At 64.7% G+C, this 16,549-nt stretch carries 16 protein-coding genes; 9 read left to right on the forward strand and 7 right to left on the reverse strand.

All coding sequences use genetic code 11. The features are described from left to right. Positions 1 to 83 precede the first annotated feature (83 nt). The 6 genes from NKI96_RS25810 to NKI96_RS25835 all read left to right on the forward strand — a co-directional run bounded on the left by NKI96_RS25810 (position 84) and on the right by NKI96_RS25835 (position 6,985). Positions 84 to 968, forward strand: coding sequence for an AraC family transcriptional regulator (locus NKI96_RS25810; RefSeq protein ID WP_023672497.1), 885 nt, complete (start codon positions 84 to 86; stop codon positions 966 to 968). A 229-nt stretch (positions 969 to 1,197) separates the two neighbouring features. Further along, a complete protein-coding gene (locus NKI96_RS25815) occupies positions 1,198 to 2,262 on the forward strand; it encodes an ABC transporter substrate-binding protein (protein WP_352762961.1) in 1,065 nt (354 codons plus the stop codon). Between the two features lie 151 nt (positions 2,263 to 2,413). After that, entirely contained in the window at positions 2,414 to 3,238 is an 825-nt protein-coding gene (locus NKI96_RS25820; RefSeq protein ID WP_352806860.1) for an ATP-binding cassette domain-containing protein, read from the forward strand. After that, complete coding sequence (locus NKI96_RS25825) at positions 3,235 to 4,494, forward strand: sugar ABC transporter permease (protein ID WP_023672500.1); 1,260 nt, start codon at positions 3,235 to 3,237, stop codon at positions 4,492 to 4,494. Before NKI96_RS25820 ends, NKI96_RS25825 begins: the two co-directional genes overlap by 4 nt. 28 nt (positions 4,495 to 4,522) lie before the next feature. Next, positions 4,523 to 5,251, forward strand: coding sequence for an SDR family oxidoreductase (locus NKI96_RS25830; RefSeq protein ID WP_023685460.1), 729 nt, complete (start codon positions 4,523 to 4,525; stop codon positions 5,249 to 5,251). Between the two features lie 126 nt (positions 5,252 to 5,377). Beyond that, positions 5,378 to 6,985, forward strand: coding sequence for an FGGY-family carbohydrate kinase (locus NKI96_RS25835; protein WP_023705149.1), 1,608 nt, complete (start codon positions 5,378 to 5,380; stop codon positions 6,983 to 6,985). A 10-nt stretch (positions 6,986 to 6,995) separates the two neighbouring features. Here NKI96_RS25835 and NKI96_RS25840 read toward each other — a convergent pair whose 3' ends face one another. The 6 genes from NKI96_RS25840 to NKI96_RS25865 are packed head-to-tail and all read right to left on the reverse strand — an operon-like array spanning position 6,996 to position 12,852. Further along, positions 6,996 to 7,925, reverse strand: a complete 930-nt coding sequence (locus NKI96_RS25840; protein ID WP_031201228.1) for a phosphatidate cytidylyltransferase — start codon at positions 7,923 to 7,925, stop codon at positions 6,996 to 6,998. Positions 7,926 to 7,964: 39 nt separating this feature from the next. After that, entirely contained in the window at positions 7,965 to 8,633 is a 669-nt protein-coding gene (locus tag NKI96_RS25845; protein WP_352806862.1) for a lysophospholipid acyltransferase family protein, read from the reverse strand. A 3-nt stretch (positions 8,634 to 8,636) separates the two neighbouring features. Then, positions 8,637 to 9,071 (reverse strand): hypothetical protein, encoded by a 435-nt coding sequence (locus tag NKI96_RS25850; protein WP_352806864.1) that lies wholly within the window; start codon positions 9,069 to 9,071, stop codon positions 8,637 to 8,639. Positions 9,072 to 9,081: 10 nt separating this feature from the next. Next, entirely contained in the window at positions 9,082 to 10,422 is a 1,341-nt protein-coding gene (locus NKI96_RS25855) for a phosphatase PAP2/dual specificity phosphatase family protein (protein WP_352806866.1), read from the reverse strand. Between the two features lie 4 nt (positions 10,423 to 10,426). Beyond that, positions 10,427 to 12,208 carry a bifunctional alpha/beta hydrolase/class I SAM-dependent methyltransferase gene (locus tag NKI96_RS25860; RefSeq protein ID WP_502900304.1) on the reverse strand — a complete coding sequence of 594 codons (1,782 nt, stop codon included), beginning with the start codon at positions 12,206 to 12,208 and terminating at the stop codon, positions 10,427 to 10,429. Positions 12,209 to 12,249: 41 nt separating this feature from the next. After that, the gene (locus NKI96_RS25865) at positions 12,250 to 12,852 is read right to left on the reverse strand and encodes a CDP-alcohol phosphatidyltransferase family protein (protein ID WP_352806869.1); all 603 of its coding nucleotides are present in this window, start codon (positions 12,850 to 12,852) and stop codon (positions 12,250 to 12,252) included. Positions 12,853 to 13,089: 237 nt separating this feature from the next. Between NKI96_RS25865 and NKI96_RS25870 the strand changes: the two genes are divergently transcribed. Genes NKI96_RS25870 through NKI96_RS25880 form a run of 3 tightly spaced genes read left to right on the forward strand, consistent with a single transcriptional unit; the run spans position 13,090 to position 15,850 of the window. Further along, positions 13,090 to 14,091: a TIM barrel protein gene (locus tag NKI96_RS25870; RefSeq protein WP_352806872.1), complete on the forward strand. Its 1,002-nt coding sequence runs from the start codon at positions 13,090 to 13,092 to the stop codon at positions 14,089 to 14,091. Beyond that, the gene (locus tag NKI96_RS25875; protein WP_023735446.1) at positions 14,088 to 14,963 is read left to right on the forward strand and encodes a MurR/RpiR family transcriptional regulator; all 876 of its coding nucleotides are present in this window, start codon (positions 14,088 to 14,090) and stop codon (positions 14,961 to 14,963) included. The genes NKI96_RS25870 and NKI96_RS25875 overlap by 4 nt, the downstream gene beginning before the upstream one ends. Further along, on the forward strand, positions 14,960 to 15,850 hold the full coding sequence (locus NKI96_RS25880) for a ribokinase (RefSeq protein ID WP_352806875.1): 891 nt from the start codon (positions 14,960 to 14,962) through the stop codon (positions 15,848 to 15,850). The genes NKI96_RS25875 and NKI96_RS25880 overlap by 4 nt, the downstream gene beginning before the upstream one ends. Positions 15,851 to 15,990: 140 nt before the next feature. Here the strand turns inward: NKI96_RS25880 and NKI96_RS25885 are convergent, their stop codons facing one another. Then, positions 15,991 to 16,491, reverse strand: coding sequence for a hypothetical protein (locus tag NKI96_RS25885; protein ID WP_352806878.1), 501 nt, complete (start codon positions 16,489 to 16,491; stop codon positions 15,991 to 15,993). Between the last annotated feature and the right edge of the window lie 58 nt (positions 16,492 to 16,549).

Here is a 16,549-nt window from a genome sequence, read left to right on the forward strand (position 1 = left end):
ACTGCAGAGAGCGGCAAACGCGGCCTGCGGGAGATGGCACTGCAACTGGTCGCATGACCGGACCGGCGCCGGGAGGAACTGACATGAATCCGGACTTGGAAGTCGTCCAGATCAGACGCGGCGAGTCGTTCAAGGCCTGGGCCCACGGCTACCCCTTCCACACGGTGCGGTGGCACTTCCATCCCGAATACGAAATCCATCATGTCGTCGCCACCACGGGCCATTATTTCGTCGGTGACTTCATCGGCGAGTTCGAGCCCGGCAATCTCGTGCTCACTGGCCCGAACCTGCCGCACAATTGGGTCAGCGACGTGCCGGCAGGCGCCAGCGTGCCGCTGCGCGGCCGCGTCGTGCAATTCTCGCAAGAGTTCATCGCAGACGCCACCGCCGCGTTGCCGGAACTTGCCGGTTGTGAAAACATTCTCGAGCTCAGCCGCCGCGGCGCGCTGTTCTCCACCGCTACCGCCAAGCTCGCCGCACCTGTGCTGGCCGAACTGGTCGAGGCGCAAGGCGTTCGCCGCATCGCGCTGTTCATGGAGCTGATCGATATTCTGAGCCGCGCCGCCGATGTACGGACGCTGACCAGCGCCAGCTATCTGCCGGATCCCTCAGGCTTCATGTCGGCCGGCGTCAACAAGGCGCTTGCCTATATCAACGCCAACCTGACCGAGCCGTTCAGCGAAAGCGATCTGGCGGCGATTGCCGGGCGCAGCCCGAGCGCGTTTTCGCGCAGCTTCCGCCGTCATACCGGCATGGCGCTGGTGCAGTACGTCAACCGGCTGCGCATCAACCTTGCCTGCCAGTTGCTGATGAGCGAGGCCGACATGCCGATCACCGAGATCTGCTACGCCGCCGGCTACAACAACATCTCGAATTTCAACCGCCAGTTCCTGACCCAGAAAGGCATGTCGCCTTCGCGCTTCAGGGCCCTGCTGGCGGAAAACATCAGCGCGGAGATTGCCGCCTAACAGGGAGGACCGGGAGGAGCCTAGACGTTTACTGAGGTAAGAACGCGGGGTGCGTTGGAGGCGCCCCGTGCTGGAGATCGCTTGTCCCGAAATCCAGAGATATCAAGAGGATGCGCAGCACGGATCAAGTGCTCCGTTGTTCCTCGCAACAGCCCGACTGCAGTCAAGGCCCGGCGCCATGTGGTGTCCAGGGCTTCATGAAACCATTCCTTGAAACGGAGCTATCAAAATGACCAGATTTGCCTGGAAATCGACGGGAGCCATCGCGCTCACTGTTTCCCTTCTTGGCGGCACCGCTGCCTTTGCCGCCCCGGTTACCGACGCCACGGTCGCCTTCTTGATGCCCGACCAGGCCTCGACGCGCTACGAGCAGCACGACTATCCCGGCTTCGTCGCCGAGATGAAAAAACTCTGCCCCGGCTGCAAGGTGATCTACCAGAACGCCGATGCCGACGCCTCGCGCCAGCAGCAGCAGTTCAACTCGGTGATCTCGCAAGGCGCCAAGGCGATCGTGCTCGACCCTGTCGACTCGACTGCCGCCGCCTCGCTGGTCAAGCTGGCGCAGAGCCAGGGCGTCAAGGTCATCGCCTATGATCGCCCGATCCCGACTGCACCTGCCGACTTCTACGTCTCGTTCAACAATGAAGGCATCGGCAAGGCCATTGCCGACTCGCTCGTCGAACACCTCAAGGCGCTGAAGGTCGACCCCGCCAGCGGCGGCCTGCTGCAGATCAACGGATCGCCGACCGACGCGGCCGCCGGGCTGATCAAGAAGGGCATCCATTCCAGCCTCGACAACAGCGGCTACAAGATCCTTGCCGAATACGACACGCCGGAATGGGCGCCGCCAAAGGCGCAGCAATGGGCAAGCGGCCAGATCACCCGCTTCTCCACGCAGATCGTCGGCGTCGTTGCGGCCAATGACGGCACCGGTGGTGGCGCCATCGCCGCCTTCAAGGCCGCCGGTGTCGATCCGGTGCCGCCGGTGACCGGCAACGACGCGACGATCGCCGCACTGCAGCTGATCATCGCCGGCGATCAGTACAACACCATCTCCAAGCCGAGCGAGATCGTTGCGGCGGCTGCCGCCAACGTCGCCGTCCAGCTTCTGTCGGGCGAGACGCCGAAGGCCGAAATGACCCTCTACGACACCCCATCGCAGCTGTTCACGCCGGCGGTGGTGACGCAGGAAAACCTCAAGGCCGAGATCATCGACAAGAAGATCAACACCGCCGAAGAGCTCTGCGTCGACCGCTATGCCGAAGGCTGCAAGAAGCTCGGCATCACAAAGTGACAATGCAGGTCGCCCAAAATCGCGCAGCGGTTTTGGGATAAGACATGCATAAAAGGATGACCTAGAATCCTGATCCTGCTTTCCGGCCGCCCTTGCGGCGGCCGGAAGTTCGCAGTCACTCTTGACCGCCCATCCGGAAAGGTTTGCCACCATGTCTGACATCTCTGACGGACCGGTTTCGGCAGGCGAGCTGGTGCTCAGCCTGCGCGGCATCTCGAAGAATTTCGGCGCCGTTTCGGCGCTCACCGATATCGATCTCGATGTCCATGCCGGCGAGGTGGTGGCGCTGGTCGGCGACAATGGCGCCGGCAAGTCGACGCTGGTCAAGATTCTGGCCGGCGTCCACCAGCCGAGCTCGGGCACCATCAATTTCCGCGGCAGGCAAGTGACGATGCCCGACCCGAGCGCCGCGCTGACGCTCGGCATCGCCACCGTCTTCCAGGATCTCGCACTGTGCGAAAACCTCGACGTCGTCGCCAACATCTTTCTCGGCAAGGAGATCAACCCGCTGCGGCTGGACGAGGTGGCGATGGAAATTCGCGCCTGGACGCTGCTCAACGAATTGTCGGCGCGTATTCCAAGCGTCCGCGAGGCGGTCGCCTCGCTGTCCGGCGGCCAGCGCCAGACCGTGGCGATCGCCCGCTCGCTGCTGCTCGACCCCAAGGTCATCCTGCTCGACGAGCCGACCGCCGCTCTTGGCGTCGCCCAGACGGCGGAAGTGCTGAACCTCATCGACCGGGTGCGCGAGCGTGGGCTCGGCGTGCTGATGATCAGTCACAATATGGAGGACGTGCGCGCCGTCGCCGACCGCATCGTGGTGCTCAGGCTCGGCCGCAACAACGGCGTCTTCGAACCCGACGCCTCGAACCAGGAACTGGTCAGCGCCATCACCGGCGCCACCAACAATGCAGTGTCGCGCCGCGCCGAACGGCGCAAGGCCGCCGAACAAGCGCACAACCAGGAGCAGCGGCCATGAGCGCGGAGCCCAAGCAGGACACCTCCTCGTCGACGGCGCTCGACCGCAGCGACGTGCGCGTCAAGCACCAGGCCGGCGTTGGTGGCGCCATCAGCGCCTTCTTCGACCGCGTCCGCTCCGGCGACCTCGGCTCGTTGCCGGTCATCGTCGGCCTGGTCATCATCTGGAGCGTGTTCACCGCCCTCAATCCGGTGTTCGTCTCGTCGAGCAACCTCGTTAATCTGTTGTTCGACTGCTCGACCGTCGGCGTCATCGCGCTCGGCATCGTCTGCGTGCTGATGGTCGGCGAGATCGACCTGTCGGTCGGCTCGATCAGCGGCTTTGCCTCGGCCATGGTGGGCACGCTGTGGGTCAACCAGGGCTGGCCGGTGGCGCTCGCCATCCTCGCCGCGATTGCCGTCGGCGGTTTCATCGGCGCGCTCTATGCCTTGCTGTTCAACCGGCTCGGCATGCCAAGCTTCGTCTCGACGCTCGCCGGCCTGCTCGCCGTGCTCGGCCTGCAGCTGTATATTCTGGGCTCCACCGGCTCGATCAATCTGCCCTATGGCTCGAACCTGGTGAATTTCGGCCAGTTGCTGGTCATGCCGGACTGGCTGTCCTATGCACTGGCGGCATTGCCCGGCATCGTCATGCTGATCAGCGGCCTGCGCACCGTCAGCCGCCGCCGGGCCGTCAATTTGTCGGCGCCGTCTGTCGGCGGCCTCATCGTGCGCGTCGCCGCCCTAACCATCCTGCTCGAACTGATCGTCGGCTATCTCAACCAGGCGCGCGGCATACCGTGGATGTTCGGCCTGTTCGTCGGCCTGGTGGTGGCGATGAACTATGCGCTGACCCGCACCCAATGGGGCCGCTCGATGACCGCCGTCGGCGGCAACCGCGAAGCGGCGCGCCGCGCCGGCATCAAGGTGCGCTCGATCTACCTCAGCGCCTTCGTCATGTGCTCGATGTTTGCCGCCCTCGGCGGCGTGCTGTCGGCGGCGCGACTGGCCTCGGCCAGCCAGCAGGCCGGCACCGGCGACGTCAACCTCAACGCCATTGCGGCGGCGGTCATAGGCGGCACCAGCCTGTTTGGCGGCCGTGGCAGCGCCTATTCCGCGCTGCTCGGCATCATCGTCATCCAGTCGATCGCCAGCGGGCTGACCTTGCTCGATCTGTCATCGTCGCTTCGCTACATGATCACCGGCGCCGTTCTGGCAATTGCGGTCATCGTCGACTCCCTGGCACGCCGCTCGCGGGTTTCCCATGGCCGCGCCTGAACGCAACCGCAATCGATACGAGGATAGAATGGCTCAGGATTTGAGTGGAAAGGTCGCGGCGATCACCGGCGCCGCGTCGGGCATAGGCCTGGAATGCGCGAGAGCGCTGATTGCCGCCGGCGTTCGCGTTGTGCTCGTCGACCGCGCCGAAGACGCGCTGAAAAGCGTCTGCACCGAACTCGGTCCCGACGCGATCCCGCTGGTGATCGATCTGATGAAGCCGGCCAGCGTCGCGACGATGATGCCGCAAATCCTGGACAAGGCCGGCCCGCTCGATATCTTCCACGCCAATGCCGGCGCCTATGTCGGCGGCCCGGTGCTCGAAGGCGACCCCGATGTGTGGGACCGCATGCTGAACCTCAACATCAATGCGGTCTTTCGTTCCATCCACGCCGTGCTGCCGCATATGGTCGAACGCAAGACCGGCGACATCATCGTCACGTCTTCGATCGCCGGACTGGTGCCCGTGGTCTGGGAGCCGATCTACACAGCGTCGAAACACGCCGTGCAGGCCTTCGTCCATACGGTGCGCCGCCAGGTCGCCCCGCACGGCCTGCGCGTCGGCGCGGTGCAGCCGGGGCCGGTGGTGACAGCGCTGATCAGCGACTGGCCGAAGGACAAGCTTGAGGATGAACTGGCCAAGGGCGGCCTGATTCAACCGGTCGAGGTCGCCGAAGCCGTGCTGTTCATGCTGACGCGGCCGAGAAATGTCACTATCCGGGATCTGGTTATCCTGCCGCAGAGCAATGATTTGTGAGGCGTTAGGCGGTAGGAAATGGGGAGAGGCTCTTGCAACTGACGGTTCACTGCTGACCATCTCGCCTACTGCCTACTGCCTACTGCCTACTGCCTACTGCCTACTGCCTAACTTCTGAGGTTCCCCATGTCCCACTTCCTCGGCATCGACGTCGGCACTGGCAGTGCCAGGGCGGGGGTGTTCGACAGCAAGGGCGCCATGCTTGCCTCGGCGAAGCGCGACATCGCTCTGTTCATCGAGCCCGGCGAAATCGCCGAACAGTCGAGCGAGGACATCTGGCGTGCGGTTTGCGCCAGCGTGCGCGAGGCGGTGACCAAGTCGGGGCTCGCTGGGCGCGACATTGCCGGCATCGGCTTCGACGCCACCTGTTCGCTGGTCGTGGTCGGCAAGGACGGCGCGCCGTTGCCGGTCGGCCATTCCGGCGATGCCCAGCGCAACATCATCGTCTGGATGGACCATCGTGCGCTCGATCAGGCGCAGCGCATCAATGCCGGCAAGCACGCCGTGCTCGATTATGTCGGCGGCACCATATCGCCGGAGATGGAAACGCCGAAGCTGTTGTGGCTGTGCGAAAACCTGCCCGCCACCTTCGATGCCGCCGAGCATTTCTTCGACCTCACCGACTATCTGACCTGGCGCTCGACCGGCAGCCTGGGGCGTTCGATCTGCACGCTGACCTGCAAATGGACCTATCTCGGCCACGAGCGGCGCTGGGACGAAGCCTATTTCCGCGCCATCGGCCTCGGCGCGCTCGCCGATGAAGGCTTTGCCCGCATCGGCACCGAGATCGTCGAGGGCGGCACCGCGCTTGCCCAAGGCCTGACTGAGGCCGCCGCGGCCGATCTCGGCCTGTTGCCGGGAACGCCGGTTGCGGCCGGCCTGATCGATGCCCATGCCGGGGGAGTCGGCACGGTTGGCGGGCAGGGCTCGGTCGGCACCTTGCAGTCGCGCATGGCCTATGTGTTCGGCACGTCGGCCTGCACCATGGCCAGCACCAGCGAGCCGGCCTTCGTGCCCGGCGTCTGGGGTCCGTATTTTTCCTCGATGGTGCCGGGGCTTTGGCTCAATGAAGGCGGGCAATCGGCGGCGGGTGCTGCAATCGACCACCTCGTCGCTTTCCATCCGGCCACGGCTGAGGCATCCGCAAAAGCCAAGGCGGAAGGTCTCGGCCTGACCGCTTGGCTTGGTCAGCAGGCGGCGAAACAGTCCGCCGACCTGTCCGCAGTAGCGCACCTAGCCGATGGACTGCATGTCGTGCCGGAATTCCTCGGCAACCGCTCGCCCTTCGCCGATCCCGAGTCCAAGGCCCTGATCGCCGGGCTTGGCATGGACACGTCCCTCGACAGTCTGGTCGCGCTCTATGTCGCCGGCCTGCTGGGCATCGGCTACGGCGTTCGCCAGATCCTGGCGGCGATGGCCAAAAAAGGCATTGCCATCGACACTATCGTCGTCAGCGGCGGTGCGGCGCAAAGCGAGCTGGTACGTCAGCTTTTGGCCGACACCACAGGCCTGACCGTCGCCGGTTCGACCTCGCCCGAACCGGTGCTGCTCGGCTCAGCCATATTGGCTGCGGTGGCGGCGCAAAAATTTCCCGATGTGATCGCGGCGATGACCGGCATGTCGCGCATCGGCGACATCTATCGCCCGGCCGGTGGCGACCTCGTGCCCTGGCACGACAAGCGCTTCGCCGCCTTCGAATTGCTGCAGCAGGCAGGCCGCGCCATCCGCGATTGAACGGCTTAGCTCACGTCCAGAAATAGCGGACGATGTGGAAGAACACCGGTGCGGCGAAGACCAGGCTGTCGGCGCGGTCCATCATGCCGCCGTGACCCTCGATCAGGTGACCCCAGTCCTTGACGCCCTGGTCGCGCTTGATCGCCGACGCCACCAGCCCGCCGAGGAACCCCATCAGGCAGGCGATGAAGGCGACGCCTGCCGCCGCGAGCGGCGAGAACGGCGTCAGGAACGACAGCAGCGCGCCGAGCAGGCTCGATGACACCAGCCCGCCGATCAGCCCTTCCCAAGTCTTTGATGGCGAAACGGACGGCGACAAAAAATGCCGGCCGAACAGCTTGCCGAAAATGTATTGCAGCACGTCGCTGCCTTGCACGGTGATGATCAGGAAGGCGATGAGCAGGAGGTTGCGGCCCTCGAAACCGGGCACGTTGAGCGTCAGCAGCGCCGGCACATGGCTGACGCAGTAGACCGAGATCATGACCGCCCATTGCTGCGCGGACACGCGCTCGAGGAAGCGCTCGGTGTCGCCGTTGAGCGCGGTGATCGCCGGCATCAAGAGGAAGCAGTAGACGGGGATGAAGATGGTGAACAGCCCGTACCAGGCGGTCCACACCAGCCAGTACTGGAAGGGAATGATGATGCCGAACATGCCGAGCAGCACCCAGTGGTCGCTGCGCCGGCTGTGCGTCAGCGTCACGAACTCGCGCAGCGCGGCAAACGAGATCAGCGCAAACAGGATGGTCATGCCGGTGCGGCCGAAGAAGAAGGCGACGGTGATCGCCAGCACCATCACCCACCAGGCGTTGATGCGCTGGTTCAAGTTGACGAGCGTCGAGGGCAGCGGCTTCGGCGCCCGCCATGAGAGGATACCGGCAACGATGCTCGCCATGGTGAGCACGCAGATCAGGCCGGCCAGCAGGATGACGGTTTCATGCATTGGCGGCAGTGTCATACGAAGTCTCTTTGCCTGGTCATGCTAGTGGTCCCGATCGGGACGCGGGTTGAGCGACAGCAGCGTCTGGCGCGCGCGCTCGAGGAAGGTGCGGCGTTCTTCGCCGGGCGCGATCGCCACCGGCGGACCAAAGACGACGCGGCACAAAAGCGGCACCGGTAGGAACTGGCCCTTGGGCAGCACGCGCGACATGCTCTCGATCCAGCACGGGATGAGTTCGACATCCGGCCGCGCCATCGACAGATTGTAGAGGCCGGAGCGGAACGGCAGCAGATCCGCCTCCGTCGTGTTGCGAGTGCCTTCGGGAAACAGGATCAGCGAGTGGCCGTCGTCGAGCACCGACAGCATGATCGAGATTGGGTGTTGCGTTTCGTCGGTCCACTGCCGGTGGATGAGCACGGACGACAGCATGTCCTGCGCGATGAAGCGGCGCAGCCGCGACTTGCCCCAATATTCGGCCGCCGCGATCGCATGGGTGCGGGCGCGCACCTTCTCGCTCAGACAAGCCGACAGCAGGATGAAATCACCATGGCTGGCATGGTTGGCGAAGTAGATGCGCTGCCGCTCCGACGGCTGGCTGCCGTTCCAGATTGGTCTGACGCCGGTTACCACCCAGGCCGCCGCCGACAGGCCGACCGACGTCACCGTCTGCAGCAAGGTGAAGGTGTTGGCGCGCAGGTGAAGTTTTGTCATGGCTCAAACAAATGCTGCGAAAAGGGATGCCGCAGCAAACATGGCGAGCGCCATGCGCTGCCTTGTCAGCAGGCGGCGCGTGCCTGCCATGCGATGGTCGAGCGAGCGGCCGCCGGCAGTGGTGGATTTCAGGCGCATGCGCGCCAGCACATCGTCGACCGCGGCACCCCCGGCGGCCTCGCTGGCGTGGCTTGCCATCAGCCGGAACAGCAGCGCATCGAACAAAAGCAAGACCGAAAGAGCCAGCGTGGCCACGGCGCTCGCCGCCGTGACCAGCCAGGCCGCCGCGGACAGCGCTGTCGTCTGCGGCCCGGCCACCAGGCCGATGACCGGCGCTGCCATCACAGCCGCCACCACGAGCAGGATCGGCCACACCGCCTGCACCATCAGTCCGGCGGCGAATATTTCGGCGTTCTCGGGAAAATTCTCGCCACTCATGCCGGCCAACTCATGTCCGTTCTTCCAGCCCGATCTGAAGATGCACGGGCCGGCTCAATGCGGCGAGTTTCCTGCGCGCCTGCGCGGCAGTGTGCGAGCGTCCGGTCACAACCAGCCAGTCGGCGACGACGGCTGCACTGCGCTGGAAGCCGAGCGCGCAGCAGACCAGGACGGTGCCGCGCCGGCGCGCCAGCTCGATCGCCGCCACCGCTCGCTCCAGCCTGTCGTGAGGCGGCGCCACGAGGTCGAGCATCGCGTAGCTGATCCAGCGGCAGGTCACGCCGCGCGGCCGTTCCATCTCGCCGGCAAGGTCGATCACTGTGCCGAAGCGGTTGGCCTCGTCGGCACTCGGAAACCGGCCGAGGAAAACACCGTCGGTGATCTCCGCTTGCGGCGCCAGTTGGCGGGTCCATACCCACACATTGATCCGGGCGCCAAGCCGGTAGGGCAGGAGCAGGATACGGTTGGCCAGTGAGACGCTACCATCGGCTGCCTTCTGGAACACTTTGGCGCCGGCCCCAGCATAGCCGAAGGCGACGATGGCCAGCGCCAATGCCGGCCACAACAGGATGAGAAAATCGGCGGAGACCAACGCGCCCTCGGCAGCGCCGGCCAGGGCAAGGGCCGCCCCCAGCCCGTAATAACCCGCCAGCCGCCGCGCCCTTGGGTCGGCGGTCAACCGAAAACCCCAGAATGGCAGCTCGCCCTTGGACGGAAACAGCCACAGCGCAAACAGGCCGAGCAGGGCGCCGGTCGGAATGTCGATGAAATGATGCTGCCAGGTCGTCAGCACCGAGGCGCCGATGAGAAAACACCAGACGTGCCAGACCGGGCGGAGAATGCCGCCGAGACGGTGACGTGCCAGAACGTGACGCCAATGGTCCCAGATGATCACCAGGAGTGCGATGTGCAGGGATGGCGCCTGGTTGAACGGCTTGTCGAAACCACCGAGCACTGCAAACAGGAAACCCGGCAGGCCGGTGGTTTCCGGCCGCACGAATGTCGCCGTCAGCGGGAACGCGATGAAGCAGGCGACGGCAATGATCTGCGCCGAGAGATAACGGCCGGCGAGCCGGTTGACACCGCGCCTGGTCGTGTTGAGCAGCAGCGATAGGCCGTAGAACAGATTGATCGACCAATAGGGCACGATCGTCCAGGCGACGAAAGGGATGGCGTGTTCCCAGGCAAACATGATGCTGCCGACATGGTCGCGCCGCGACGCCAGCCAGTTGGCAAAGCCATAGGTCGAATAGAAGAACGGCGCCAGCAGCGCCAGCCAAAGGGCGGCCCTCAGCACGATGCCCAAATAGGGTTCCCGCGCCGGGGCAGGGTCAGTGACAGGCAGGGCCATGGTCTCAGACGCGCCGTGCGACCGAGACGGTGAAGATGCCCCATTGGTCGATGCGCTGGTCGATCTTTTCGAAACCGGCAGCCGTCACCAACTGGTCCATCTCGCCCTGCGTGCGCCGCCGCATCACCCAGGCCTGGCCGCCGCGATGCGAGGTCAGGCTGCGCGCGATCATCTCCAGCTGCGGATGCCATGGCTGGTTGGTGTAGACGAGCAGGCTGCCGGACTGCATGGCGCTGGCCAGCCCGCCGAGCGAGCGGGAAATCATCGTGTTGTCGGCGAACAATTCGTAAAGCCCGGAGACGATGGCGAGGTCCGGCGCCGGCTTTTGCCCGGCCAGCATGTCGGCATCGAAGGCGTCGGCCTGGTGGAAGCTGACGCTGGTCGGCAGACGCCGCTCGGCGATCAGCTTCGAACCCAACCCGACATTGAGCTCGGAATAATCCTGCAGCCGCACGCTTGCTGGTGGTTCAGTGCATTTGGCGATGGCATCGAGCACATAGCGGCCGTGACCGGCGGCGATGTCGAGCATGTGGACGGGACGGCCGGCTGCCTTCAGGCTGGCGGCGGCGTTGCCGATCAGCTCTTCCAGATGCAGCTTGCGCTGGCGGATGCCGCGCCAGCCGATGGCGTCGAGGAAGGTGCGGTCGATCATGCGGCCGATGAAGCCGATGCCGCGCGCGTCGTTCTCGTAGACATAGTCGAGCGTCGAGCCGGAATCGAAGCCGGTGGCGATGCCAATCTTCATGCCCGAAGACAGCCAGGCGCCGATGCCGATCGAGGCGCGGCTTATCGCCCAGTAGATACCCTTTGGCGACAGCAGCGCCAGCGGCGAGGCCAGCCTCTCGGCCTCGTCGCGGGTGTAGCCGGCGCGGTCGGCCTGAAGCAAGTCGATGGTTTTCTCCGGCGTGGCAAATTGCTTTTCGAGGAATGGCCGGATCAGGTCCAGCGCCTGCTTGCGATCGCGCTCGCCCAGCGTGTCGTGGAAGAAGCCGGGCAGCACATGCCGCTCCTTGGCGCTGCTGCCGAGATTGACGAAGAACTCGTGCTGCGGTCCATGCCGCACCACCCAATCGCTGCCGGAGATCAAGAGCTGCGTCGGCACGGTGATGGCGCGCGCGTCCGAGACGATGCGGGCAGCGTGGTCGTAAAGCTCGACCAGGATGTTGGAGGCGATCGGTCGCGTGATCAGCGGATCGGCGTCGAAGGAAGCGATGCGCTCGGCATCATGCGTCAGGAACTTCGCCTTGACGTAGGAATTGACGAAGAAGCGGCCCTTGAGCTTCTGCCACAGCGCAATGCCCTCTTTGGCGAAGGGCACGTAGAGCTTGACCGAAAAGGCCGGTGAAGCCACCACCAGCGCGCGGATGTCGGGCGCATAGTCATGCACCCAGGCAGCAGCCAGCACGGCGCCGAACGACTGCGCGATCAGCGCGATGTCGCGCTGGCCAAAACCATCCCGGCCGATCTCGCGCACCAGGCAGTCGATATCACGCACGAGGGCGGCAAAGGACGGCGCATAGCCGCGCTCGCCGGCCGATCGGCCATTGCCGCGGGCGTCCCAGGCGTAGAAGGCATGGTCGGGCATGGCGAGCTCGTCGACCAGATGCGCCATGCGGCCGCCATGCTCGTGGCCGCGATGGAACAGCAGGATCGCACCCTTTGGCGCCGACCCGGCGGCCGGCCAGTAGCGGTAGAAGATCTCGGTGCCGTCATGGCTCTTGAACGTGCGCTCCTGCGCGATGCGCTCGAGGCTTGCCGGTGCTAGGGCGGCGATGGTCTGGTGGATCATGGTTTCCCTCTGGCGGTCGGGTGCCTGACGCTTTGGCATCAGGTGCCGCCCGCTCTAAGGCCGCTGCGTATCCGGTTGATGGCGGTTATCCCCGACAGTGTAGCCATGATCGGAAACACAAATGGCGCGATCCCCGCCACCCACAGGCCGCAAGCGAGGAGAAAGCCGATGACGCCGAGCGCCAGGGCCCGGTCGCTCTTGCCGAACGGCCCGGCATAGTTGCGCCCGCTGCCTGCGGCAACGCCAAGCACGCCGGCGAACTCGACCAGCATGGCGGTAATAGCGAAGGCGACGACACCCCAGGCCGGGAACAAGGTGGCAAAGGCCAGGATCAGCGCTAGGTCCGAGACGACGTCGCAGAGTTCGTTGAGATACATGCCGAGTTTTGATGCTTGTCCATGTTCCCTGGCCAGCATCCCGTCAACGGCGTTGAGCGCCATGCGCACAAACAGCACCACCGGCATCAACAGGAACACCAGGGGACGGAAGGCAAAGGCAGTGACCACCAGGCCTGTGGCGATGGACAGTGCTGCGGCGAGAAGCGTGATCTGGTTGGCGGTGACGCCGGCATCGGCCAGCCGGTCGGCCAACGGCCGCAGCCTGGCCTGAAAGGCCGGTTTCAGTTGATAAAGCGTTGGCATGTGCGATCCCCCAACCGCGGCTCATGACAGTGTCGGCCAGATTGGTCAATCGGCAGGCAGGGCGCAAGGGCTCGCACCAGCATCCGCACCGTTGCGGGACTCGAAACTCCCGGCATGGATGCAGAGGCGCAGCCGAAGATCTCCGCCAAGCAGGATGTTGCGCGCTACAAACCGCCTCGGAAATGAGAACTTTACAAATATTCGTATTTATGTGAAGTAAACACTGAAAGGTTCATCATGACAAACAGTCGCTTCGCCACCCGCCTGAATTCCTTCGCCTCGCGGCCGCAAGCCGAATGGCCTGATCTCACCGGCAAGCCGTCCATGCTGCAGATGGCAGCCCGCGCGGCCAAGGTCGACGGGCTGACCGACCTTGATCTTAATTTCCCCGACCATGTCGGTGAAAAGCCGGCTGAGATCGCGCAAAAGCTTGACGATTTCGGGCTTTCCATCAATGGCTTTGCCATGCGTTACTACTCCAATCCGGCCTTCAAGCTCGGCGCCTTCACCAATCCGGACCCGGCGGTGCGCCGCGAAGCCATCGACTTGACTAAGGCCGGTATCGATGCGGTGCGCGCGGCCGGCGCCAGTCTGATGACGCTGTGGCTGGGCCAGGATGGCTTCGACTATGCATTTCAAACTGACTATGCGACGCTCTGGCAGCACGAAATCGAGGGGATTCGTGAAGTTGCCGCGCATGATCCCGGCTGCCAGATCAGCCTGGAGTACAAGCCTAACGAACCGCGCTCCTACTCGCTGATGCCGGATGCCGCGACCACCTTGCTGGCGATCCGCGATGTCGGCCTACCCAATCTCGGCGTCACGCTCGATTTTGCCCATGTGCTCTATGCCGACGAACAGCCGGCCTTCGCCGCGGCGCTGATCGCTCGCCACAGCAAGCTGCTCGGCGTCCATCTCAACGATGGCTATGCCAAGCGCGACGACGGCCTGATGGTCGGCGCGGTGCACACGCTGCAGACCATCGAACTGCTGCGCCAGATCCGTCGCGACGGCTACGCCGGCGCCATCTACTTCGACACTTTCCCCGACATGACCGGGCTCGATCCGGTGCGCGAATGCGAAGTCAACATCGCCACCGTCAAGCGCCTGCTGCGCGTTGTCGACCGGCTGGAGAAGGATAACCGCCTGTCCGCCGCGATGGCCAGCCAGGACGCCGTGACGTCGCAGGCTATCGTCCAGGAAGCCATGCTCGGGCCGGAGACGAGGGGACGTGGATGACGTTGAGCAATCTCGATCTGAAAGCCGTGGGGCCGCGCATCCGCATGATGATGCCGCATCTCACCCCGCTTGAGGCCAAGGTGGTGGAAACCGTCTTCGGCCGGCGCGGTTTCGACGAGACCATTCCGCTCAAGCAGATCGCCGAGGAGGCCGGCGTGTCGGAGGCGATGGTGGTCAAGATCGCCAAGAAACTCGGCTTCTCCGGCTACCGCGACTTCCGCACCGCCGTCTATGAATACAGCCGCCTCCCGACCGCCGAGATGCACCAGGAACTGTCGGTCGACGACAGCTCGGCCGAGATCGTGCAGAAAGTGTTCCGCACCTCGATCCAGGCGCTGGAGGAGACGCTCGCGATCCTCGACATGGACGATTTCGACCGTGCCGCCGATCTGCTCTACCGCGCCAGGAACCGCGATTTCTATGGCGTCGGCGGCTCCGCCCAGATCGCCCGCGATGTCTCGCACAAATTCCTGCGCATCGGCATCCGCGCATCGGTCTATGACGACTCGCACATGATGCTGATGTCGGCCTCGCTGCTTGGGGCCGACGACATAGCCGTCGGCTTCTCGCATTCCGGCAACACGTCGGCCGTCATCGACGCCATCCATCTTGCCCGCAAGAACGGCGCCCGCACGCTGGCCATCACCAATTACGACAACTCGCCGCTGGCCCAGATTGCCGACATCGTGCTGTGCTCGACCGCGCAAGGATCGCCGCTGATGGGCGAGAACGCGGCGGCGCGCATCGCGCAGCTCAACATTCTCGACGCGCTGTTCGTGGCGGTGGCACAGCGCGACTATCAGGCGGCGGAGCGCAATCTCGGCCGCACCATGTCGGCGGTCACCTCGAAGCGAAAAGACCGGGGCACATGACGGTTCCGCTGGTCACCGTCTTCGGCAGCCTGCATTACGACATCATGGTCGACGCGCCCGACCGTCCGCGCAAGGGGGAGACGGTGACCGGCCGTGCCTGGCAGCCGAAATGCGGCGGCAAGGGCGGCAACCAGGCGGTCTCGGCGGCACGCGCCGGCGTGCGCGCGGCGATGATCGGCGCCGTCGGCGACGACGATTTCGGCACGGCGCTGCTGGCCAATCTAGATCGCGCCGGCGTCGATCGCCGCTTCGTGCGCGTGGCGGCAGGCGCAGGCTCCGGCATGAGCGTGGCGATCTTAGACAGCGATGGCGACTATGGTGCGGTGATCGTCTCCGGCAGCAATCTCACGCTGGACGATGATGACGTCGTGGCAGCAAGGGAGGTGGTGGTACAGACGGCAGTGCTGTTGCTGCAAAACGAAGTGCCCGAGGCCGCAAACATCGCTGCCGCGCGCGCGGTGAAGGCATCCGGCGGCCGCGTCGTGCTCAACGCCGCACCGGCGCGAACACTGTCGGCCGAATTGACCGCGCTGATAGACATCGTCATCGTCAACGCCATCGAAGCGGAATTTTTGGCCGGCGTTCCGGTCGTCGATACGCTCGTCGGCGCAACCGAAGCCGCGCGGCGGCTGATCGATACCTACCCCTCGGCGATCGTCACCGCCGGCGGCGAAGGTGTCGCTTATTGCGACCGGATCGGCGCGGCCTTCGCGCTGGCGGCCATTCCGGTAAAAGTCGTCAGCACCCATGGCGCCGGCGACGAATTCGTCGGCGCCTTCGCGGCAGGCCTCGCGCGTGGCCATCCGGTGGAAGCGGCGATTGCCACCGCCAATGCCGCCGCCGCCTCGCTGGTGGCGACACCGGAGGGAGAGCGCAGCTCGCGTTGAAAACTCAGGCCGCATGTTGCGCCTCCAAAACCCGTGCCCCCGTCGATGAGCGAAACGGCAAACCGGGCGCGGCGAGAACCTGCTTGGCTTTGCCCTGACGGAGGCGCGGGACCAAGCTGCGTGGTCGAAAGTAGGGAGCTTCAGTCCGCGTCGCCGGCCGAACCTTTGCCGCACTGCGCCAGCACCTTGCCGATGGCCGCGCTCGAGCCGGTCAGTGGAAAGCTGTTCCCGCCATATTTGTCGGCCGTAACCGTGACGTCGCCCTTGCCGCGCAACAGGCCGAGCAGTGGATCGTCTTTGCTCAGCTCAGCCGTGAAGTAATTATACATGGCTTCGAGGTCGAGCTTTTTGGTCACGCTCTTGTCACCACCCTTGAAGGTGAAGGAAGCGCTGATGCCGGGCTCCAGCTGCTGGCCGGCCGCACCCAGATCGTAGCTCAGCACCGGCTTGTCGAAACAGACGAGCATCAGATGCGCATCGGCCTTCGGTCCGCCGCACACCGAAGCCGTCAGCACGCTGCCGCCTTCGTCTTCTTCCATCTTGGCGCTCCAACTGCAGGACGCGGCAAAAGCCGGCTGCGCGGCTTGCAGCGCGGCAAGAACGGAACCTGCCATGATGAACTTCGCCAATGCACTTTGCATGATCCCCTCCCAAGCTTCCTTCAACGAGATCATACAGGACAAAAGGCCTGGTGACAGC

The sequence above is a fragment of the Mesorhizobium sp. M0292 genome (assembly GCF_040321695.1).
Lineage (GTDB): Bacteria > Pseudomonadota > Alphaproteobacteria > Rhizobiales > Rhizobiaceae > Mesorhizobium.